The organism is Marinomonas rhizomae (assembly GCF_003315485.1).
Classification (GTDB): Bacteria; Pseudomonadota; Gammaproteobacteria; order Pseudomonadales; family Marinomonadaceae; genus Marinomonas; species Marinomonas rhizomae.
Window position 1 is genome coordinate 32,595 of sequence record NZ_QNSE01000009.1, and the last position, 21,371, is coordinate 53,965.

17 protein-coding genes and 1 riboswitch are annotated in these 21,371 nt (G+C 40.8%); of the genes, 13 read left to right on the top strand and 4 right to left on the bottom strand.

The window, feature by feature from the left end; all coding sequences use genetic code 11:
* Positions 1–224 precede the first annotated feature (224 nt).
* Together lon and DFP80_RS12495 are read left to right on the top strand one after the other, a co-directional pair.
* Positions 225–2,660: an endopeptidase La gene (gene lon, locus DFP80_RS12490; protein WP_113917333.1), complete on the top strand. Its 2,436-nt coding sequence runs from the start codon at positions 225–227 to the stop codon at positions 2,658–2,660.
* 154 nt (positions 2,661–2,814) lie between these two features.
* Positions 2,815–4,194 (top strand): MATE family efflux transporter, encoded by a 1,380-nt coding sequence (locus tag DFP80_RS12495; protein WP_113917140.1) that lies wholly within the window; start codon positions 2,815–2,817, stop codon positions 4,192–4,194.
* 9 nt (positions 4,195–4,203) lie between these two features.
* Here the strand turns inward: DFP80_RS12495 and DFP80_RS12500 are convergent, their stop codons facing one another.
* Complete coding sequence (locus tag DFP80_RS12500; protein ID WP_113917141.1) at positions 4,204–4,968, bottom strand: TlyA family RNA methyltransferase; 765 nt, start codon at positions 4,966–4,968, stop codon at positions 4,204–4,206.
* Between the two features lie 120 nt (positions 4,969–5,088).
* Here DFP80_RS12500 and DFP80_RS12505 point away from each other — a divergent pair, with 120 nt between their 5' ends.
* Positions 5,089–5,925 carry a sulfurtransferase gene (locus tag DFP80_RS12505; RefSeq protein ID WP_113917142.1) on the top strand — a complete coding sequence of 279 codons (837 nt, stop codon included), beginning with the start codon at positions 5,089–5,091 and terminating at the stop codon, positions 5,923–5,925.
* A gap of 82 nt (positions 5,926–6,007) precedes the next feature.
* Here DFP80_RS12505 and DFP80_RS12510 read toward each other — a convergent pair whose 3' ends face one another.
* Complete coding sequence (locus DFP80_RS12510; protein WP_113917143.1) at positions 6,008–6,325, bottom strand: hypothetical protein; 318 nt, start codon at positions 6,323–6,325, stop codon at positions 6,008–6,010.
* Between the two features lie 168 nt (positions 6,326–6,493).
* Here DFP80_RS12510 and DFP80_RS12515 point away from each other — a divergent pair, with 168 nt between their 5' ends.
* Genes DFP80_RS12515 through DFP80_RS12530 form a run of 4 tightly spaced genes read left to right on the top strand, consistent with a single transcriptional unit; the run spans position 6,494 to position 11,067 of the window.
* The gene (locus DFP80_RS12515) at positions 6,494–7,663 is read left to right on the top strand and encodes a nucleotide sugar dehydrogenase (RefSeq protein WP_113917144.1); all 1,170 of its coding nucleotides are present in this window, start codon (positions 6,494–6,496) and stop codon (positions 7,661–7,663) included.
* 32 nt (positions 7,664–7,695) lie between these two features.
* Positions 7,696–9,537 carry a DUF3413 domain-containing protein gene (locus DFP80_RS12520; RefSeq protein WP_113917145.1) on the top strand — a complete coding sequence of 614 codons (1,842 nt, stop codon included), beginning with the start codon at positions 7,696–7,698 and terminating at the stop codon, positions 9,535–9,537.
* Between the two features lie 30 nt (positions 9,538–9,567).
* Positions 9,568–10,635: a CDP-glycerol glycerophosphotransferase family protein gene (locus DFP80_RS12525; protein ID WP_113917146.1), complete on the top strand. Its 1,068-nt coding sequence runs from the start codon at positions 9,568–9,570 to the stop codon at positions 10,633–10,635.
* Positions 10,636–10,653: 18 nt separating this feature from the next.
* Entirely contained in the window at positions 10,654–11,067 is a 414-nt protein-coding gene (locus DFP80_RS12530; protein WP_113917147.1) for an FAD synthase family protein, read from the top strand.
* Positions 11,068–11,188: 121 nt separating this feature from the next.
* Here DFP80_RS12530 and DFP80_RS12535 read toward each other — a convergent pair whose 3' ends face one another.
* Positions 11,189–12,004, bottom strand: a complete 816-nt coding sequence (locus DFP80_RS12535; protein WP_113917148.1) for a glycosyltransferase family 2 protein — start codon at positions 12,002–12,004, stop codon at positions 11,189–11,191.
* A gap of 76 nt (positions 12,005–12,080) precedes the next feature.
* Positions 12,081–13,223, bottom strand: coding sequence for an AGE family epimerase/isomerase (locus tag DFP80_RS12540; protein ID WP_113917149.1), 1,143 nt, complete (start codon positions 13,221–13,223; stop codon positions 12,081–12,083).
* Positions 13,224–13,321: 98 nt separating this feature from the next.
* On the opposite strand from DFP80_RS12540, the gene hldE reads away from it, so the two are divergent.
* The 6 genes from hldE (at position 13,322) to DFP80_RS12570 (ending at position 21,300) form a co-directional block, all read left to right on the top strand.
* Complete coding sequence (gene hldE / locus DFP80_RS12545) at positions 13,322–14,749, top strand: bifunctional D-glycero-beta-D-manno-heptose-7-phosphate kinase/D-glycero-beta-D-manno-heptose 1-phosphate adenylyltransferase HldE (protein WP_113917150.1); 1,428 nt, start codon at positions 13,322–13,324, stop codon at positions 14,747–14,749.
* Entirely contained in the window at positions 14,750–16,543 is a 1,794-nt protein-coding gene (gene msbA, locus DFP80_RS12550; RefSeq protein ID WP_113917151.1) for a lipid A export permease/ATP-binding protein MsbA, read from the top strand.
* Between the two features lie 2 nt (positions 16,544–16,545).
* The gene (locus tag DFP80_RS12555; RefSeq protein ID WP_113917152.1) at positions 16,546–17,772 is read left to right on the top strand and encodes a 3-deoxy-D-manno-octulosonic acid transferase; all 1,227 of its coding nucleotides are present in this window, start codon (positions 16,546–16,548) and stop codon (positions 17,770–17,772) included.
* Between the two features lie 22 nt (positions 17,773–17,794).
* A riboswitch (TPP riboswitch) is annotated at positions 17,795–17,914 on the top strand.
* Positions 17,915–17,994: 80 nt separating this feature from the next.
* Entirely contained in the window at positions 17,995–19,008 is a 1,014-nt protein-coding gene (gene thiB / locus DFP80_RS12560) for a thiamine ABC transporter substrate binding subunit (RefSeq protein WP_113917153.1), read from the top strand.
* Complete coding sequence (gene thiP / locus DFP80_RS12565; RefSeq protein ID WP_241560247.1) at positions 18,984–20,615, top strand: thiamine/thiamine pyrophosphate ABC transporter permease; 1,632 nt, start codon at positions 18,984–18,986, stop codon at positions 20,613–20,615. Before thiB ends, thiP begins: the two co-directional genes overlap by 25 nt.
* A complete protein-coding gene (locus tag DFP80_RS12570) occupies positions 20,602–21,300 on the top strand; it encodes a thiamine ABC transporter ATP-binding protein (protein WP_113917335.1) in 699 nt (232 codons plus the stop codon). Before thiP ends, DFP80_RS12570 begins: the two co-directional genes overlap by 14 nt.
* The last annotated feature ends 71 nt before the right edge of the window (positions 21,301–21,371 follow it).

A 21,371-nucleotide genomic window follows, 5' to 3' on the forward strand; every position in this document is an offset into this window, starting at 1 on the left:
GGTCTTATAATAACACTAAGTCGGAATAGGCCAAATAACTAATCCTGTCCAATGAGTTAGTTTATTTCTAGAAGTGCGCAAGCATTTGGGAAAATGGTCTATGGTGTTGTTTTCGACAATATCGTCATTACATAAGGTTTATCCCTAGTGAAAGTTTATAAAAATAGCGCTGCTACTTCAGGCGTCATTTTTTACATAAATATAGATATATTGAGAAATTGATGATGAGTAATGACGAACAATACTTAGATACACAAGAAGACCAAGTTGAAGTGACGGAAGAGGAGGTTGTAATAAGTGATCCAAAAGGCTTAGCTCTCCCTGATGATGTTTTGCCTGAGACCCTATTTATTTTACCTATATCAAGCCGGCCATTTTTTCCTGCTCAGGTTCAGCCCGTTATGGTGGATGCCGAACAATGGGAAGACACCTTAGAGAGAATTGCAGAGCACCCTCAAGCCGTTGTCGGTTTAGTGTATGCAGATAAGAAAACGAAAGATGCGCCCTCAGTCGAGGAATTTCGTTCTATTGGCTGTGTTGCAAGAGTGCACAAAGCCGAGAAGCAAAATGATAAATTGACCTTTTTAGCTCAAGGCGTAAAGCGCTTTGAAGTCATCGAATGGTTAAGTGAAGAAGCGCCTTATTTGGCTCGTGTTCGTTATCTTAATGATGTGAAATCTAATGATGACGAATCGAAAGCTTATTCCATTGCGATTTTAGATGCGATTAAGCAGCTGATTCGTCTCAATCCTTTGTTTAGCGAAGACCTAAGGCAGTATCTAGGTCGGTTCTCATTTAATGAATCTGGTTTGTTGGCTGATTTTGCGGCTTCTATTACCTCCGCTGATGCGGAAGATTTATACGATGTGCTGGCGACGATCCCAGTCAATGCCCGTATGCATTTAGCGCTAACCTTACTAAGAAAAGAGCTTGAAATTGCACGCTTGCAGAATGAAATTAGCGCTGAAGTAAACGATAAAATTAGCAAACATCAACGTGATTTTTTCCTTAAAGAGCAATTAAAGATTATCCAGAAAGAGTTGGGGATTTCAAAAGATGATCGTACTTCTGATGTCGAAACATTCGAAGCTCGATTAGAAGGAAAAACGTTACCTGTAGCGGTGAATGATAAAATACAAGAAGAGCTACATAAATTGAGTATTCTTGAAACAGGCTCTCCTGAGTACGGCGTCACGCGTAATTATTTAGATTGGGCGACGTCTTTACCGTGGGGAGTTCATTCTAAGGATAATTTGGATATCAAATTAGCCCGTGAGGTTCTTGAATCTCATCATGCAGGCCTTGGTGATATAAAAGATCGTATTGTTGAGTTTTTGGCTCTTGGTGCGCATCGTGGGGAAATGGGTGGAAGTATTCTGCTTCTTGTTGGTCCTCCAGGAGTTGGTAAAACATCGATTGGTAAATCAATTGCTGAGTCTTTGAATCGCAAGTTTTATCGCTTTAGTCTTGGCGGTATGCGTGATGAAGCGGAAATTAAAGGTCATCGACGAACTTATGTAGGCGCTTTACCGGGCAAGTTTGTTCAAGCATTGAAAGATGTTGAAGTTGAGAACCCCGTTATCATGTTGGATGAAATCGACAAAATTGGTTCTTCCTTTCAAGGCGACCCAGCGTCTTCTTTATTAGAGGCGCTTGACCCTGAGCAAAATGTTGAATTTCTCGACCACTATTTAGACATGCGTATCGATTTGTCAAAGGCGTTGTTTATTTGTACTGCAAATCAGCTAGATACTATTCCTGCACCATTATTAGATCGTATGGATGTGATCCGATTGTCTGGTTACATTGGTGATGAAAAACTTGCGATTGCTAAGCAGCATTTATGGCCGAAACTACTTAAGAAAAACAAGCTCCTGAAAAAACAGTTGAACATTACGGATGCCGCGTTGCGTCATATTATTGAGCATTATGCCCGTGAAGCGGGTGTTCGTGGTCTAGATAAATTGCTGCAAAAAGTTTTGCGCAAGAGTGTTGTCGAGTTAATGACGGGTGAAAAAGAGCGCATTAACATCGGTGTGAAAGACGTCGAAACGCTATTGGGTATGCCGTATTTCCGACCGGAGAAAACATTGCAAGGGGTAGGTGTGGTTACTGGCTTGGCTTGGACTTCTATGGGCGGGGCGACCTTACCGATTGAAGCCAATAAAGTACATGAACTAACACGTGGCTTGAAGCTCACTGGTAAGCTGGGTGATGTGATGAAAGAATCAGCCGAAATTGCGTATTCTTATGTCTTCTCACACACTAAAAGCTATCAAAAAGCCCCAGAGTTTTTTGATAAAAGTTTAGTGCATTTGCATGTTCCAGAAGGTGCTACACCGAAAGATGGCCCAAGCGCAGGCATTTCCATGGCGACAGCCTTGTTGTCATTAGCGAAAGGTGAGCCGGTTCGGCGTGGACTGGCAATGACTGGTGAGTTGACGCTTACTGGTCAGGTTTTAGCGGTTGGCGGTATTCGTGAGAAAATTATCGCTGCTAAACGTAGTAAAATTAGTGAAGTAATTTTACCTGAACCAAATCGTCGTGACTTTGAAGAATTACCAGAGTCAGTGAAAGAAGGGATGACCGTTCACTTCGCAGAGCGCTTTGCCGATGTTGAAAAAATCGTTTTTAATCGATTGAATAACAATCTTCACTAGGTTATCCACAATGTAAGCATTTTCTCAAGTCGCCATACATGAGAAAATACCAAACCGGACAAGTGCTTGCTTGTCCGGTTTTTTATTTAATGGCGAACTTTTGGGTCGCGTTTTTTGTCGCATAGTCGTGCTTGCGTCATTTTAGGGGAAATAAATGCCTGCTCCGGCAAAGCTTACAGAAGGTTCAACTTTTAAACATGTTGTTAGCATGTCAGCCACTGGTGCTTTTGGCTTGATGTGCATGTTTTTAGTTGATCTTGTCGACATGCTCTTCCTTTCTATGCTGGGCGAAAAAGAAGCTGTGGCTGCAGTCGGTTTCGCCAGTACTATTATGTTCTTTACCATTTCTTTAAGTATTGCCGTGTCTATTGCTGCAACGGCTTTGGTATCAAGAGCGGTAGGTGAAGGGCAAATTGCTCTGGCTAAACGCCGCGCTGTTAATGTCTTGGCATATGGCATTTTCTTTTCCACTGGCGTTGTCTGGTTTTTATGGCCCAATATTCCTCACATTCTTTTGTATATTGGTGCCACAGGACGAACGCTTGATCTGGCAACTGGGTATTTACAGATTTTAGTGATAGGCATGCCTGCCGTCATGATTGGCATGATTGGTTCTGGCATTATGCGAGCATTAGGTGATGCCCGTCGAGCTATGTACGCCACTATGATCGGTGGATTAGTTAATGCACTATTGGATCCTATTTTTATTTTTGCTTTCGGATTAGGTGTGCAAGGTGCGGCTGTCGCTTCTTTAATTGCGCGTTTTTCTATGGTTGCTGTGTCGTATTATGGTGTGGTTCATATTCATAAAATGTTGGGCGAATTTGACCTGATGGATTTCTTTAAGGATGCAAAATTGATTTCCGTAATCGCCATTCCGGCTATGCTAACGAATATGTCTTCTCCGTTAGCGAATGCTATTGTCATGGCGCACACTGCGTCGTTTGGTGATGATGCGGTTGCTGCTGTGGCTGTAATTGGCAGAATTATCCCTGTTATTTTTGGTGGTGTATTCGCTTTGTCTGGTGCAGTTGGTCCTATATTAGGACAGAACTATGGCGCCGGACGTTTTGATAGAATGCACAATGCGATCAGCAGTGCCGTTGTTTATGCTTTCGGATATTGTTTAGTGCTGTGCTTTTGTCTTTATCAAATGCAAGATTGGTTGGTATCTGTGTTTCATGCCACGCAAGGTAGTGCCGATCTGATTCGCTTTTTTGCTACTTTTGTTTCTTTTAGCTTTTTCTTCCAAAGTTTGTTGTTTATTGCGATTGCGGTTTTCAATAACCTTGGCAGGCCATTAAATAGTACTTTGCTAAACTTTGGTCGTGCGACCTTAGGTACATGGCCTTTGATTACCGTTTTTTCTCTTTTTATGGGAGCCGAAGGGATTTTGTTTGGGCAAGCGGTTGGGTCCGTTATTTTTGGTTGTTTGGGGTTTTATATGGCGAGAAACTACATTACTGAGCTTGAAGAAAAAGAAGCTCGTGATATTTTGCCTGCAAATAACCATAGTTATGATGAAATTATGTAAAAAACTTTCTTAAGCTTCTCTCCTAATAGCCCAAAGTAGAAACTCTTGATTACCATCGCCGCCTTTTATTGGGCTTTCTATATAGCATTTCACTTCAAAGTCGAGCTCTTGGACAAAAAGTTTAATGTCCTTTTCTAGCTGTTTTATACGCTGGCCGTCTTTTACTATTCCGCCTTTTTTTATGAACTCTTTACCTACTTCAAATTGCGGTTTTACTAATGTAATTAGGTGGCCTGTTTTATTGAGTAAGTTGGGGAGCTGAGGTAAAACCTTAGTCTGCGATATAAATGAAATATCCATAACAACAAGGTCAAAACCATTTTCTGGATAGTGCTCCTGTAGATCTTCTACGCTCAAGTGGCGAGCGTTAATACCTTCAAGGCAGGTGATTTTCTGATGGTTGTGCAAACTAGGGTCCAGTTGCCCGTGTCCAACTTCAACACCAACCACATGCGCAGCGCCATGCTGAATTGCGCAGTCACTAAAGCCGCCAGTAGATTGGCCGATATCTAATACAAGGAAGCCTTCGATATTCAGTTTTGTATGTCGTAAAGCCCCTTCAAGCTTTAAAGCACCACGGGAAACGTATTTGTCAGTTTCACTGGAAAGAACATTTAGCTCAATGTCGTGGGGGAGTTTCAAGCTAGGTTTGGTGACTGTTACCCATGTTTGGTTTTGTTTGTATGAGACTCGTCCTTCACTGATAAAGGTTTGTGCTTGCGAGCGAGATTTAGCAAATCCTTGCTCTGAAAGGATTAGATCGATACGTAACATAGAAAACTCGATAGTAAGATAATTGTCGCGAATATTAGCAAAAAATGAATAATCAAAGTAGATTTAAAAGAAACAGAAAGAGTCTTGTTATGACCACTGTCGATTGTCTGGGGAAAGCCTGTGCTATTAAAAACACTGATTAATGCAAATGAATTGGCCTTATTACTTGGGCAGCCAAATGTGGTTGTTTTAGATTGCCGATTCTATTTAACTAACCATGCTAAAGGTAAATTGGAGTACGATAAAAGCCACATTCCTGGTGCTGTTTTTGTAGACGTTCATCATCAGTTGGCGGCGCCTGAAACAGAGTTGACAGGTCGACATCCATTGCCAGATGAAACTGTTTTTTCTGAGCAGTTGCAGAGCTGGGGAATCGATTCAAACTCGCAAGTTGTTGTGTATGACGATATGGGAGGAGCGATTGCAGCTCGAGCTTGGTGGATGCTTAGCCAGCAAAATATTGATGTTTGTGTTTTAAATGGTGGTTTTCCTGAATGGTTAAAGCAAGGTAAAGAGGTTTCAATGACGTCTGTTATGTCTACGGCTGCGTCTAATAAAATTGCGGTGTCGTTCCCTTGGGCGATTAGTGAGCAAGCGATAGTGGAGAATTTTGAGACCAATCAATTTCAGTTAGTGGATGCTAGAGCGGCAGATCGTTTTAATGGTGAGAATGAAACGATGGATCCTGTTGCTGGTCATATTCCTGGTGCAATCAATCGTCCGTATTCAGATAATTTAGACTCAGATGCTTGCTTTAAGCCTGCTGAACAATTGCATGTGGAGTGGCAAGACTGGTTGTCTGGTCGTTGCGATGGGTATGTCTATTATTGTGGGTCTGGTGTGACGGCTTGCCATAATGTTTTAGCGCTAAATTATGCCGGAATAGAGGCGAGACAAGTTTATGTCGGGTCGTGGAGTCAATGGTCGAAAAGGATGTTGCGAGCGATTGCTTTGTAGTGCGATTGCTTTGTCGTGCTATTATTTTTTAGGTATGAGACCGCTTAACCCCAAGTGGAGGATAAGCGGTTTAGAAAATAGGTTATTTTGGTGTGGCTCCGGCCATAAAGATTTGTACTTGTGTATGTGTCTCACCCCATATGTGTGATTTAACGTCAAGTAAGAAATGCTCAGCTTCTTTTAGCGTTACGATTCCATCCATTAATTTGATACCAATGCCTTCTTGAGTGAAGAAGAAGTGCCAAGTGTGCTTGTCAATGATGGCTTCACCTTCGCCATTGTTGTAGTTCACTTGTTGGAAGGGGTAGTCACTCGGAATAAAGCAGGAAAGCTCCTGTCCTGAGACGCCGTAGTTAAGATCAGGTATATAGCCTTGACGATCGACCAGTTCAAACTTCATATAGAACTCCTTGTTATTTATTAATATTCGCTGTGGTGTTCTCGAATTACTGCATTTCTTGATGTAATTCACAAAAAAGACATGCTTTGGCATTTTTAATTACGGTACAAACTGTAAAATAACCTCTTTTCAATACAAACTCTATCTTTAAAGTAAAGGATCAAGCGAATGAAAATAGCAGTGGTAGGAACGGGATACGTTGGCATTTCTAATGCGCTGCTATTAGCGAAGTATAATCATGTTGTTGCATTGGACATTGTGGCTGCCAAAGTTGATATGCTAAATAATAAGCAGTCACCGATTGAAGATCATGATATAGAGCGCTATCTAGCTGAAGAACAACTAAATTTTGTTGCAACGTTAGACAAAGAGGAGGCTTACCTTGGTGCCGACTATGTCATTATAGCAACGCCTACAGATTATGACCCTGAAACGAATTATTTTAATACGGGCCATGTTGAATCTGTCATCCAGGACGTTACTCGCATCAATCCTGACGCAGTTATGGTGGTAAAATCTACAGTTCCTGTTGGCTTTACTAAATCTGCGAGTGAACGTTTTTCTAGCGATAATCTTTTATTTTCACCCGAGTTTTTACGTGAAGGCAAAGCGTTACATGATAACTTATACCCGTCGCGTATTATTGTTGGTGAAGTTTCTGAACGAGCGCAAGTGTTTGCCGATTTACTTGTTCAGGGTGCAGAAAAAGCCGATATAGATGTGTTGTTAACAGGGGCCACGGAAGCTGAGGCAATTAAATTATTTGCTAATACCTATTTGGCTATGCGCGTTGCGTTTTTTAATGAATTAGACAGCTACGCAGAATCTCATCATTTAGACAGTCGTCAAATTATTCAAGGCGTCGGACTTGACCCGCGTATTGGTAATCACTATAACAATCCGTCATTTGGTTATGGTGGATATTGCTTACCGAAAGATACTAAGCAATTATTAGCTAATTATGACAAGGTACCAAACAACTTGGTGCGAGCAATTGTTGATGCTAATGCTACGCGTAAAGATTTTGTGGCTGACTCTATCTTAAAAGACAATCCTAAGGTTGTCGGTATTTATCGTTTAGTCATGAAGGTGGGGTCAGATAACTTCAGAGCATCTGCTATTCAAGGTGTCATGAAGCGTATAAAAGCTAAGGGTGTAGAAGTGGTTGTTTATGAGCCTGCACTTCATGAAAGTAGTTTCTTCAATTCGAAAGTAATAAAAAATTTAGAAGAATTCAAAGATATTTCTGATGTAATTGTGGCGAACCGAATGACTGACGATATGTTAGATGTGAAAGAAAAAATTTACACCCGTGATTTGTTTGGTGTTGATAGTTAATTTTATGATTTTTAATTTTTTAGGGTTATTGCATGAAGTATAAAAATAAAATGTCTATTTATGCAGATTTTTTAGTTATAAATATTTTGCTGTCTATCGTTGTTGCTATCCGATATTTTTTCTTTATGCCTGAGCTTCCAAGTGGTGTGCTAGGGCCAATTTTTATTGCTTCTAGTCTGATTGGTCAAATGGCTCTTTTAGGCTGTCTAATTGGTCTTTTGGGGTGGGTGACAACGCTACTTCCGCAACGGCTTTTCTTTCTTTTTTTAAGCTTTTTAGCTTCTCTTATGTTATCGATTTTAGTGATCGATACCTTTGTTTTTTCACAGTACCGATTCCATATCAATGAGGTAGTTTTAAAGCTCGTATTATCTGGAGATGTTGTAGATTTTTCGTTTTTTACCTGGTTAATTGCCGCCTTATCTTTTGTATTGTTGCTGTTAATCGAGTTTATGCTTCTTCTTTATTTGAAAAGGCGGATGACACAGAAGAAAAAGGTACGGAAGAAGTGGTTGGTTACGATTTTTATAGTATCTTTTTTAACCTTTAATTTTATTCATATTTGGGCAGCAGCGAACGCTTACCAGCCGGTACAGATTGTGAAAAATTACTTGCCTCTTTTCCAACCGGCTACGTCTAATGGCTTAATGCAGAAATATGGATGGATAGATGAGGAAGCTCTGGCTAAACAGAGAGCGATGTCAATTAAAGTAAGTAGTGATCTGCATTATCCTTTGTCAGAGCTTAATTATTCCGTCGTTGATAAGCCGGTTAACATTGTATTTTTAGTTATAGATTCATGGCGGTACGACTCGTTTAATGCAGACAACACACCGAGTTTGTGGTCGTTTGCACAGAATGGTGTTGTTTACGACCATCATTTTTCTACAGGGAATTCGACTAGAACAGGTATCTTTGGATTGTTTTATGGTATGCCTGGTACGTATTGGCAGAATATGCTGACGAATGGGCGTTCACCTATTCTGATGGATAGGTTGCAGGAGTTAAATTATCAAATTGGCGTTTTTGCTTCGGCCTCTTTAATGGATCCTGAGTTCAATCGAACTGTTTTTTCCAATGTTCAAAATTTGCGTCTAAGGTCTACAGGTGACTCTCCTTCAAAAAGAGATGAGAGCCTGACAGAAGATTGGTTGAAATGGTATCAGGAACGAGATACTTCCAGACCCACTTTTTCGTTTCTTTTTTACGATGCTCCTCATGGTTATGACTTTCCAAGAGACTACCAGAAACGTTACGAGCCAATGCTTAAAGATGTAAATTATTTAGCACTGGATAATGATATGGATCCAATACCTTTCTTGAACCGTTATAAAACAAGTGTTCATTTTGTTGATAGCCTGTCAAAGAAAGTTCTAGAGGCTATAGAAAAATCAGGCGATTTAGATAATACACTTTTTGTTATTACTGGGGATCATGGTCAGGAGTTCAATGATAATAAACTAAATTACTGGGGGCATAATAGTAACTTTACGCCTGCTCAGACTCACGTTCCTTTTGCTATCATTGGACCTAAATTCTCTGTCGATGACTCATTAGTAATGAATAAACTATCAACACATGAAGATGTAGTTCCAACCTTGATGAAGCACTATCTAGGAGGGGAGGGTATTGATCAGAATAATTATTCAACAGGAATAGATTTACTTAATGAAAAAACAGAAGAGCGAGACTGGCTAATAAGCTCAAGTTACTCTAATTATGCAATGATTACCAAGGACAGTATTCTGGAAGTTGGGGCTAGTGGCCAATATCAGTATTTAGATTTGTCTAATCGAATAAGAAAAAGTGAAGAGCCAAATTTTCTTTATCTAAAAGATGTTTTGGAACACTTAAGTCGATTTAAAAAGAAATAAGCTTTTGATTGAGAGGCCGGAAAATAATTTATGAAAGTAATATTTGATACTAAAAGCTTATATTATTTGCCACAATACCTACCTGTTAATAAGGAATTAAATGGGATTGATGTTTCTACGATCTTTGTTTTTTACGAAGGTATTCATGATCCCATTATTAAGCAGTTGGCTTTAGATAGTGATCTTTCTTCTATATGGGTTAAGAATGAAGAAGAAGCGATTGATTTTTATGAAAAAGAACAGGCTGATTGGGTGTTTTTTGCCAATTCTTTCCCTTATCTTGATAGGCTCCATCAGGTTTCTAGATCCGCACAATTAGGCCATGGGATTGGTCCTAAGGCTAGCTATTATACTAAGTCTAGTCGTTCCATGAGTGTAAGGTTTGTTGAAGGAGATTACCGGAAGAAGCGATTAGAAAAAATGTTTCCTGATGATGAGTTTGTGGACGTTGGTTTTTGTAAAATGGATCCTATTTTAAATGGTGAGCTATCTAAAGACGACTTGCTCAAACGATATGGACTTAACAAGCAACGTTTAACTATTTTGTATGCACCAACCTTTTACCCTAGCAGTATTGAAAAGTTTCCAAAAGACTGGCCAGCCGATTTTCAGGATTATAATGTTATTATTAAACCTCACTATTTTTCAATTAGTAAGAAGCAGTATAGTAAGCAGTTAAGTCTTTTAAACCGATGGTCAGAATTTGAAAATGTCTATTTAGCTAAAACTGAGGATTATTCACTGTTACCCTTTTTAGAGGTAGCGGATGTACTTGTTAGCGATGCTTCTTCAGCCCTTTTTGAATTTGCAATACTAAATAAACCTGTGATTTGGTGCGATTTTCTGAAGTTGAGGTGGAATTATCGAGGTATTTTTTCATACAAATTTAAGCGGCGTATGGACCAAGATTATGGGGATTATGCAGCAATTGCCGTTCATGCTAAAAAATACCAAGATCTTAAGCGTTTAGTAGAAGAGCAGTTGGAAAGTCCTAAAGCGCTAGAGTCAATTAGATTGGAGTTGTCTGAGAAATTAGCTGGAAAACTAGATGGTTACTCAAGCAAAAGAATTGTTGAGTACTTAACGCAAAAAATATGATAATTTTTTAGGTTTTATATGAAGAAGATAGGTTATACCACAGGTGTTTTTGATTTATTTCATATCGGGCATTTAAACGTTCTGAAAAGAGCGAAATTAGAGTGTGATTATTTAATCGTAGGGGTCTCCACAGATGAATTATGTATGGAGGCAAAGAATAAGAAGCCCATTATTCCATTTCAAGAGCGCATGGAAATTGTTGAGGCTATTAAGTTTGTTGATGAGGTAGTGCCGCAAGTTAACTATGACAAGGAAGAGGCTTGGAATAATCTAAAATTTGATAAGATGTTCGTTGGTGATGATTGGAAGGGAAGTGATAAGTGGAATAAATTAGAAGAAGACTTTAAGAGGCTAAATGTTGAAATACACTACTTTTCATACACTTCTCATACTTCAAGCACAAAACTGAGAGAGATTTTAGATAAAATCTGAGCTCGCTGAGGTTTTTGTATATTTTTTTAATATGCCTAGAAAGTACACTGATTTAGAATCTTAAATGAAAGAGGGCTCAAAATATGAGCTCTCTTAATTGTTCAAATTAGCCATGTGTATTTCATTTGTGACTATCTAATCCCACTCTTGCTTTTATAACTTTGTTTTTCTTTGTGTCTTGTCTTATCGCTTTACTGTTTGCTAGCATTTCTGGGGTAATGTATCCGCGTTTGTGGTCTAAGTGTACGCATACCGCAGAGTATCTGATTCGTTTGGCTTTTAAGCCATTATTAACAAGACGATCACCGAATTCACAATCTTGCCCGCCATATTGCATGGTCTCTTCAAAGCCATTCACTGCTAAAATATGCTTTTTGTAGCAAGATGCACTATGTCCATTCCAAGTCGGGCGAGCAGGACTTATTTTGTTTAAAAATGCAGCCCAAGCACCAGACGCTGTTAGTTTCATTGTTTTATGTGTTTTCTTTAATCCCATGCTAACCAACCAGTCCACGTCAAATACTTTTTGGCTGCTGATGTCTTCTTTCGAGATTGCTTTACTAATATCCATGGGCAATTTGAAATAGCCGCCAGATAAGTAAGTGTTTGGTTCAGAAAGTTTCAAGTGTTGCTCAATAAAATCTTTTCTTGGGATACAGTCGCCGTCGGTAAAAATAAGGTACTCTCCTTCAGATGCAAGAATAGCTTTATTTAAAATTCGGCATTTCTGAAAACCGTCATCTTCTTGCCAAACATGCTTGATAGGAATTGCAGTTTCACCTTTCATTCTTTCGATCAGTTCACGCGTATCTTCTCTTGATCCATCATCAGCAATGACTATTTCGAAATCTTTCGCTGTTTGCTCGAAAAATCCCCAAAGGACTTTTTCTAACCAAGCTGGTGAGTTATAAGTTGTAAAGATGATGCTAGTTTTCATTGGGGGCCTAATTCTGTATTTTGATTGTATATAACTTTAATCATAGTTTAGATTTCAAACGACATTTCAATAGCGACTAATGACTCATGTCAGGGAGCTTTTTAGACCATCTTAACACCTCAGCAACCCCTAGAAAAATATGGTAACTGCTTGTACCGGGAAGTGGGTATGTTTTGGGGCTATTGTCTGCATTAAGGTACTCATTCCAGCGTCCATTTGGTAGAAAGTAGTATTGTTGGACAAATTCTAATGCGGTTTCAAGACGGTGGATTTTCTCTTCTTTGCCAAGAGGGATTACAGTAATGGCCTTCAAGTATTCTGTTATCGGCCAAATACGTTTTTCTTTATCGATTGGTCGGTATGTATCGCCATCTATTTGATTGTAGATTCCACCATTATCAGCAAGTCCATGTCTGGTTGCTGTTAACCAGAGTTGTTGTGCTAAGTCAGTATACTCGATGTTAGGGGTGATTTTATTTGCTTGATAAAGTAACCATACCCACTCGAGGTGGTGACCAGGCTCGACTTGATGGCCTGTTTGAGGGTCTAGACTCCAGTCAGTATTAAAGAATTCACGCAGAGTTTTGCTTTCTTTGTGATAAAAGTGTTTGAGTGCAGTTGAAAGGAGGGACTGGATCGCCTTTTTGTAACCCTCATCTTGAGTGGCTTCGAAGGCTGCAACATAGCCTTCTAACAAATGCATGTGTGGGTTTTGACGACGAATTTGTTTGTCATCAATTGGATAAGATTCATAAAAACCACCAGACTCCGCTTGCATATAATCGAGTAAAAACTGATGTGTCTTTTTTATGTACTGGGGTGCGCGCTCATCATTTGTCGTTTTGAAATAGTGACTGAAAGCCAGCAGTATGAAAGCAAGAGCGTATGCGTCTGATTGCCTATCTTTGACTGATAAATCGTCATCTAATGAAAATATCCACCGTTCTTCAATGAAATAATGTGTGGTGATGAAGTCAAAAAGAGGTGTTAGCAAAGCTTGCCATTCAGGTGTGTTTTTAAACTGGCAAGCATGGCTAAAGGTATAGAGCTGTCGGCACTGTGTTAAAAGTCGAATCCGACCTACAGGGTTATTTTCCCAATTATGGGTCATACTTTCATAACTGAAGCCAAGCTCTTTGTTGATGCCATAGGTTGACCAGTTACGTAATAACTGGTCAAAGACAAATGACTGGCAGGTAGCAAGAGTGGTGTTCAACATGAGGTAAATAGCCTTATTTCATGTGATATTGAGTATGTCCAACTTGATAGGGGAGTATGATAAGATGGTAGCCTTCAAAAATCGATTATTATGTGACTATGAATTCATCCTATTTGAACTTTAACGATAAGCATGTCCTTGTGGTTGGCGATGTAATGTTAGATCGCTATTGGCATGGTGGCACGTCCCGCATTTCTCCTGAAGCACCAGTTCAAGTGGTAAAAGTATCTAATATTGAAGATAGACCAGGTGGTGCCGCAAACGTTGCGCTTGGGCTAGCAAAACTCGGTGTTCCAGTAACCCTTATTGGCGTCGTTGGTAATGACGAAAATGCTGATATATTAGCTCGTTGCTTAGAAAAAGCAGGTGTAAATTGTCGTTTTGTTAAGTCAGAAACATTGCCGACTATTACTAAATTGCGAGTAATGAGCCGCCATCAGCAGCTTATACGTTTAGATTTTGAAGAGCGTGAAGATAGCCTCTCGCAGAATGAGGCATTGGCGAAAGTGGTTGCGGAGTGTTTACCTCAATCCGATGCTGTTATTTTTTCTGATTATGCAAAAGGCTGTCTTTCTGATGTTCAGTCTTTGATCAAACTTTCAAATGATGCCAATGTTCCTAGCTTTGTTGATCCTAAAGGGGATGATTTTTCGATTTACCAAGGAGCGACATTGGTAAAACCGAATTTTGTTGAATTTGAAACTATTGTTGGGGAATGTGCCACAGATTCTTTTATTCAACATAAAGGTGAACTTCTGCGAAAGCAGTTTGGCTGGGGGGCTTTGCTTGTCACTCGCGGGGAAGATGGTTTAGTACTTTTTGAAGAGGGTTGCGCACCGCTATCCTTGGCGACAACCGCTAAAGAAGTTTACGATGTTACTGGTGCTGGTGACACTGTTATTGCTGTATTGACCGCTATATATGTTACGAGTAAACGTTTTAATGATGCCGTTGAGTACGCTAATCAAGCGGCGGGGTTTGTGGTCGGGAAATTAGGTACAGCGTCCATTACTGCGGATCAGTTGGCTGGTATTATGTATCAGCGTTCGCACTCAACAAACTTTGGTGTCTTGTCTCCTGTAGATTTATTGGAGCAAATTAAGCTTGCTCAAGTAAGCGGCGAAAAAGTGGTTTTTACAAATGGCTGCTTTGACATTCTCCACCCAGGCCATATTGCTTATATGAAGCAAGCAAAAGGTTTGGGTGACAGATTAATTGTCGCTGTTAATACGGATGCATCAGTAAAACGCCTTAAAGGTGAAAAGCGCCCTATTAATAATCTCGCTCATCGTATGGCGGTACTGGAAGGGATTGGTGCTATTGATTGGGTGACCTGGTTCGATGAAGATACTCCTAAAGAGCTTATTGAGATGCTATCGCCAGATGTTCTTGTTAAAGGCGGGGATTATACAGTTGAAACTATTGTTGGTGCTTCTCACGTACTTAAACATGGCGGTGAAGTGAAAGTGTTAACCTTTGTTGACGGTTATTCCACCACATCTATTATTGAAAAAGCGAATTTGTAAATGCAAGATAAAGTGACTCCGTCCTCTCCTCAGCAAGCAAGTAAACCAGCACCTCAATCAGGTGCAAAAATATATTTTCGATTACTTGGTTATGTGAAATCTTCTTGGTTATATTTATTGCTGAGTATTCTTGGCTATGTAATGTATTCCGCGATGGAACCAGCTCTGGCTGCATTGCTTAAGCATATTGTCGACGTGGTATCGGAAGGAAAAATCACAGAAAGCCGTTTGTTAATACCATTAGCCATATTGGCCATTTTTGTTGTGCGTGGGATAGGAACTTTTCTGGGGGGCTATTTTATGGCTCAAGTGGCTAATAAGGTTGTTTTTGACTTGCGCACCAGTATGTTTAATAAGCTTGTGCTTTTACCGTCGAGTTATTATCACTCCATTCCTACCGGACGATTACTGGCAAAATTAACTTATGATACTGAACAGGTTATTGGCTCTATTACTCAGGCTATACGAGTTATTTTACGTGAGGGCTTAACGGTTGTTGGTTTGTTGAGTTATATGATTTATATGAACTGGCGCTTGTCTCTATTGTTCTTGCTGGTCGTGCCTTTAATCGGTTTAGTTGTTTCTTATGCCTCTAAACGCTTTCGTAGGCTCAGTACTCGAATTCAAAATGCCATGGGGGGCGTCACTGATGTTGCTTCAGAAGCGATTAAAGGCCATGAGGTTGTCAAAATATTTGGTGGTAGTCGCTATGAAACAGAGCGCTTTTATAAAGCGGCCTATGAAAATAGGCGTTCTCAGTTAAAAATGGAAAAGACAAAATCGCTTAATGTTCCTATTGTGCAGTTCATTCTTGCATCTGCGATGGCGATTTTAATTTGGTTTGCTCTAAGTCCCTCTATCAGCTCAAATATGACGCCGGGGGATTTTATTGCTTTTATAACAGCGGCAGGGATGTTGGGTAAGCCTATTCGGCAGTTAACTGATGTAAATAGTATTTTACAAAAAGGTATTGCTGCTTCTCATAGCATTTTTGATTTCCTTGATATGGAAGAAGAGGCGGATAACGGCACTGTTTCTATTGATCGTTTGAAGGGAAGTATTGAATGGAAATCTATGTCATTCAAATATCCGAACGCTGAAAAGAGAGCGTTAAAAAATATAAATCTATCGCTTCCTGCTGGCAAAACGTTGGCTTTGGTTGGTCGCTCTGGTAGTGGCAAATCCACCATGGCGAATCTGATTCCGCGTTTTTATGATATTGAAGATGGCTCTTTGACTATCGACGGTATTCTTATTGATGATTATAAGCTGACGGAATTACGCTCTAATATTGCTTTGGTAAATCAACAGGTGGTGCTGTTTAATGGCACTATTAGGGACAATATCGCTTATGGTTATTTGCGTGATGCCAGTGAAGAAGATGTTATTGCCGCAGCAAAGGCTGCAAACGCTTGGGGGTTTATCCAAGAGCTTGATGAAGGTTTAGATACCATGGTCGGTGAAAATGGTGTCTTATTATCTGGTGGTCAGCGCCAACGTATTGCTATAGCGCGTGCTATTTTGAAAAATGCACCTATCTTAATCTTAGATGAGGCGACTTCCGCGTTAGATACCGAGTCTGAGCGAGCCATTCAATCCGCTCTCGATAATTTAATGGAAAACCGAACGACGATTGCTATTGCTCACAGATTATCGACCATTGAAAATGCGGATATTATTGCCGTTGTAGATCATGGAGAAATTATCGAGCAAGGCTCTCATAGTGAGTTGTTGGCCCTAGATGGTGCTTATGCGCAACTTCATAATCAGCAATTCAGTGAGATACCTGCTTAATTATGTGGTTATACCGTTCCTTATTGGTTTTATTGACGCCAGTTATTTTATCGAAAATACGACGTTTTAAGAAAAGCTATAAACACTATCGTGCAAAAGAAGCTTTTGGTTTTTGGCCTTCTGTTGAGGCGGATTTATGGATTCATTGTGCTTCAGTAGGGGAGGTGCTTGCCGTTCGTCCTTTGGTGCTTCAGTGGCGTGAAAAATATCCGACACAAAAATTGCTAATTACGACTATGACGCCAACGGGTGCCGAACAAGTGGTAAAAACTTTTCCTTTTGCTGAGCATAGATATTTGCCGATGGATTGGCGTTTAAGTGTAAAAAGAGCGTTAAAGAAATTGACCTGCAAGCGCTTGTTGATTGTTGAAACCGAGCTTTGGCCCAATTTATTGCAACTGACTAAGCGCGAAGGGTTGCGGGTTGAAGTAGTGAATGCTCGCCTGAGTGATCGCTCTTTTCAGCGTTATCAGAAGTTTTCAGTTATTTCTCGTCCTTTATTTGCCTTGCCTGATTGCTTCTTAGCTCATGCGCAAGCGGATGCGACACGCTTTGAAGAGCTAGGTGCCCAAAAAGTATTGGTGACAGGAAGTATTAAATTTGATCTCGTTGTACCTCCTGAAGTATTTCAAGCTAATTGGCGTGGGCAGCTAGGTTCACGGTTTATCTGGGCGGGAGGCAGTACCCATCAAGGTGAAGATGAAATACTTTTGCGTATCCATAAACAGTTACTGCAAAAATATCCTGATGCGTTATTGGTACTGGTTCCCCGTCATCCTGAACGTTTTGAAACCGTGCAAAATCTAGCTATGCAGTCTTTTGATCGAGTTGCACTTCGCACCCAAACATCTCTCGACCAATGGACTAACTTTGAAGTGCTGATTGGCGATTCTATGGGGGAATTGATGCATTATTATCAGGCATCTGATTTAGCATTTGTTGGGGGTAGCTTAATTAAACGTGGAGGGCATAATCCAATTGAACCAGCTTTACTTGGTAAAGCTATTCTGGTTGGACCTTATACTTTTAACTTTTTAGATATTACCGAGCAGCTTTTACAAGTGAACGGCGCGATTCGTTGCCAAGATGAGTCGCAATTGGAAAAAGTTGTTATTGACCTTGCTGGGCAATCATCTCAGCGCTTTCGTCTTGGCCAAACCGCACTGCGCTTTGCAGAAAAAAACCAAGGGGCTGTGACTAGAGTGCTTGCCGAAATAGACTTCCGTTGATCGACTCTTTACAATAAGCGCTCATTATCTCATGGGGTGTTTTAGCATTTCGTAAATGTTAGAACTGAGAAGCGGATTTATCGCTAACCCACCGAACCTGATCCAGATTATGCTGGCGTAGGAATCGAGATAGCAAGTTGAACTGCCAACATTTGTAGTAGCTCAAATATTATCCTTGCCATTTCCCCCTGTACGCCGCTCACTTATTTTAGGAGCGACACTTTGAAATCATTTTCCTTAACCTCTCTTTTTTCTGCAGCTGCCCTTAGTATTGGCGTTGCTATTTCTCCGGTAGCGATGGCTGTAGATACGCTGAATGTTTACACCTATGATGCATTTGCCTCTGACTGGGGCCCAGGCCCTAAGATTAAAGCCAATTTTGAAAAAGAGTGTGGCTGTGAAGTAAATTTCGTCGCGTTGGATTCTTCTGTGGGCATTTTGTCTCGTGCGCAATTAGAGGGGAAATCGTCACAAGCCGATGTGCTTCTAGGGCTAGACTTAAACTTAATGGAAGCAGCAAAGCAAACGGGCTTATTAGTGGATCATGCTGTTGATACGTCTGCCGTGACGATTTCTGGTGGCTGGACTGATAAAGTCTTTGTACCATTTGACCAAGGTCACTTCGCCTTTATTTATAACTCTGAGACACTGAAAAATCCGCCAACTAGCTTGAAAGACGTCGTAGATAATCAAAACCTACGAGTGATTTATCAGGACCCTCGTACTAGTACGCCTGGGCTTGGTTTGTTGTTATGGATGAAATCTGTTTATGGGGACAATGTGGCTGATGCATGGGAACGCCTAGCTTCTCATACGGTAACAGTTACTAAAGGTTGGTCTGATGCCTACGGTTTATTTTTGAAAGGTGAGGCGGATGTCGTATTGAGTTACACGACTTCTCCTGCTTATCACATTGTTGCAGAAGGTGAAAATAAGTATGTGGCAGCAAACGCTAGTGAAGGGCTTTACCCACAAATTGAAGTGGCGGCCATGATGAAAGGGGCTCCTCATCCAGCTTTGGCTAAGCAGTTTATGCAGTTCATTTTGCAGCCAGGTTTTCAGTCAACGGTTGCAACGGGCAATTGGATGTTGCCAGTCGTTAAGCTAGATGAAAAATTACCCGCAGCGTTTGATAGTGCTTTGAAGCCAACAAAGAATCTCGTCTTACCAGCAAAAGACGTAGCAAAACACCGTAAAGCTTGGATTGATGAGTGGTTAAATGCTACAACTCGATAATAGACGTTAAGTTGCTTTCTCTTCGAGCTGTAAAAGGATTGTGGCCAGCGCTATTGGGCGTTGGCTTTTTCTTGATAATGGGAGCTGCCAGCTTGGCGGCTCTTTTGCGTTATAGTGAATTACATTCTTGGCTTGGCTACATGCAGCAACCTTACCTTTGGCGGGTTGTGCGCTTCTCCCTATGGCAAGCGTTACTAAGTAGTGGTATTAGTTTGCTTATTGCTATCCCTGTTGCGTCTTGCCTTATACATCGTCAATTTTATGGGCGCGCGGCTTTGCTGCAACTGTTTTCCGTCTCCATGGTGGTGCCAACCATTGTGGCGATTTTAGGTTTGGTGGTTGTTTATGGCCGAACTGGATGGTTGAACCAGTTGTTTGGGGTGCAAATCCCCTTGTATGGCTTGGTGGGGATTTTATTAGCCCACGTGTTTTTTAATATGCCATTGGCGGTACGTCTTTTGTTGCAAGGGTATGATTTAATTCCTTCGGGGCAGTGGCGTCAGGCTTCGCAGCTTGGATTCTCTCGTTGGACGGCTTTCCGCTGGATTGAATGGCATTATATGAAAAAGGTTCTGCCTGGAGCCTTTGTGCTGATTTTTATGTTGTGTTTTTCAAGCTTTGCTGTGGTATTGAGTTTAGGTGGCGGGCCAAAGTTTAGCACCTTAGAGGTTGCTATTTACCAAGCGCTTAGATTCGATTTTGACCTCGATAAGGCCAGTTTTTTGGCCCTGCTTCAGGTATCGATATGTACTTTATTTGCTGTTATTGTGTACCGCGTAGCACCTGCCAATCGACAAGATGTTAGTCTGTTGGCGGTAAATAGTTATGTTATCAGGGATTCTTTTTGGGCTAAGTCGGCAGATTGTTTAGCCTTGTTCTGTGCGTTTGTATTGGTCATTCCGCCTTTTTTAGCCATTTTTGATCCGATCTTTTCGCCTGTTTTTTTAAAGACATTACAGTCTGCTGCTCTATGGAATGCCGTGCTGATTTCACTGCAAATCGCGCTTCCGGCAGCGTTAGTGAGTTTGTTGCTTGGTGTTAGTTTTGGTGTGTTGGCGCGCTTTTGTATGGCGCGTCCGTATTTGGCGCTTTTACCAAATAAAATAGAGCACCTGGGGAATATGATTTTAATGGTGCCGGGTTTAGTCATCGCTACCGGTTTGTTTCTTTCTTTACGTGACCTAGGCTGGGGACTGCAGTCAAGCTATTGGATTGTGGTGTGGGTTAATGCGGTAATGGCTCTGCCTTTTGTACTGCGAGCTTTGATGCCGGTAATGTATCAACAGGAGCAGCGTTTTCGACATGTATATCTGAGTTTGGGAATTCAGTCTTGGTCTCGATGGTGTCTGGAGTGGTCGATGATTCGAACCAGTGTAGCCCAAGCGTTGGGTTATGCACTTTTACTCTCTTTGGGTGACATGGGGGTGATTGCGTTATTTGGTAGTCAGGGTTTGGTGTCTTTGCCCTTGTATTTATTTCAATTGATCGGTTCTTATCAACTTGAAGAAGGTGCTTGTGTTGCTGTGGTATTAATTTCTCTGTGTTTGATTTTGTTTTATTGTTCGTCTCGCTTTATTGGTGGAGTAACCGCACGTGTTAAACATTAACCTTCAATATGATTGGGAAGGTTTTCATGCCGATTATTGTGTGGATATTTTTCCTGGCGTTACTACTTTACTTGGCGGTAGTGGTGAAGGGAAAAGTACGCTGTTGCATTTGTTAGGGGGATTTTTAGACGGGCGAGGAGAGCTTTTCTTTAATGAGGAATCATTGCTTTCTTTACCGGCTTACGAAAGACCAATATCAACCTTGTTTCAAAGTGATAACTTATTCCCGCAATTAACTGTTTGGCAAAATATCGCTATTGGTTTGTCTCCCTCTTTATCATTAAATAACGAACAAAGAGCAAGAATACAATGGGCGCTTGAAAAGACGCAATTGGCTGATAAGGCTGAACGCTTTCCGCAAGCTTTGTCTGGTGGTCAAGCTCAACGTGTCGCCATCGCCCGGGCGATGGTGCGGAAAAAGCCTATCCTATTACTTGATGAACCTTTTAGTGCCTTGGACCCTTCATTACGAGAAGAAATGCTCTACCTGGTGAATGAAGTAACGCTAGAGTTGGGGTTAACCACTTTGTTGGTATCACATTTACCGCAAGAGGCGAGCTTGGTTGGTGGGCGTGTAATCTTGATTGAGCAAGGTTGCATAACTGCTCATGAGCCAGTATCTGTGTTATCTCAAAGTAAGGTGCACCCGCTTTTTTCTCGTTATCTTGGCTTGTCTAGTGTTTGAGGAGGGGGAGTTGCTCGACAATCCCACTTTATTGAGTTAAATCTTCTTTCTGTTTGTATTCATATAAAAGA

What these genes read in the sequence shown, in the direction of transcription:
- DFP80_RS12540 (WP_113917149.1), bottom strand. Translation starts at nt 13,223, where the DNA reads ATGTTGAACACCACTCTTGCTACCTGCCAGTCATTTGTCTTTGACCAG.
- DFP80_RS12510 (WP_113917143.1), bottom strand. Translation starts at nt 6,325, where the DNA reads ATGAAGTTTGAACTGGTCGATCGTCAAGGCTATATACCTGATCTTAAC.
- DFP80_RS12535 (WP_113917148.1), bottom strand. Translation starts at nt 12,004, where the DNA reads ATGAAAACTAGCATCATCTTTACAACTTATAACTCACCAGCTTGGTTA.
- DFP80_RS12555 (WP_113917152.1), top strand. Translation starts at nt 16,546, where the DNA reads ATGTGGTTATACCGTTCCTTATTGGTTTTATTGACGCCAGTTATTTTA.
- lon (WP_113917333.1), top strand. Translation starts at nt 225, where the DNA reads ATGAGTAATGACGAACAATACTTAGATACACAAGAAGACCAAGTTGAA.
- DFP80_RS12525 (WP_113917146.1), top strand. Translation starts at nt 9,568, where the DNA reads ATGAAAGTAATATTTGATACTAAAAGCTTATATTATTTGCCACAATAC.
- DFP80_RS12520 (WP_113917145.1), top strand. Translation starts at nt 7,696, where the DNA reads ATGAAGTATAAAAATAAAATGTCTATTTATGCAGATTTTTTAGTTATA.
- DFP80_RS12500 (WP_113917141.1), bottom strand. Translation starts at nt 4,968, where the DNA reads ATGTTACGTATCGATCTAATCCTTTCAGAGCAAGGATTTGCTAAATCT.
- msbA (WP_113917151.1), top strand. Translation starts at nt 14,750, where the DNA reads ATGCAAGATAAAGTGACTCCGTCCTCTCCTCAGCAAGCAAGTAAACCA.
- hldE (WP_113917150.1), top strand. Translation starts at nt 13,322, where the DNA reads ATGAATTCATCCTATTTGAACTTTAACGATAAGCATGTCCTTGTGGTT.
- DFP80_RS12530 (WP_113917147.1), top strand. Translation starts at nt 10,654, where the DNA reads ATGAAGAAGATAGGTTATACCACAGGTGTTTTTGATTTATTTCATATC.
- DFP80_RS12515 (WP_113917144.1), top strand. Translation starts at nt 6,494, where the DNA reads ATGAAAATAGCAGTGGTAGGAACGGGATACGTTGGCATTTCTAATGCG.
- DFP80_RS12495 (WP_113917140.1), top strand. Translation starts at nt 2,815, where the DNA reads ATGCCTGCTCCGGCAAAGCTTACAGAAGGTTCAACTTTTAAACATGTT.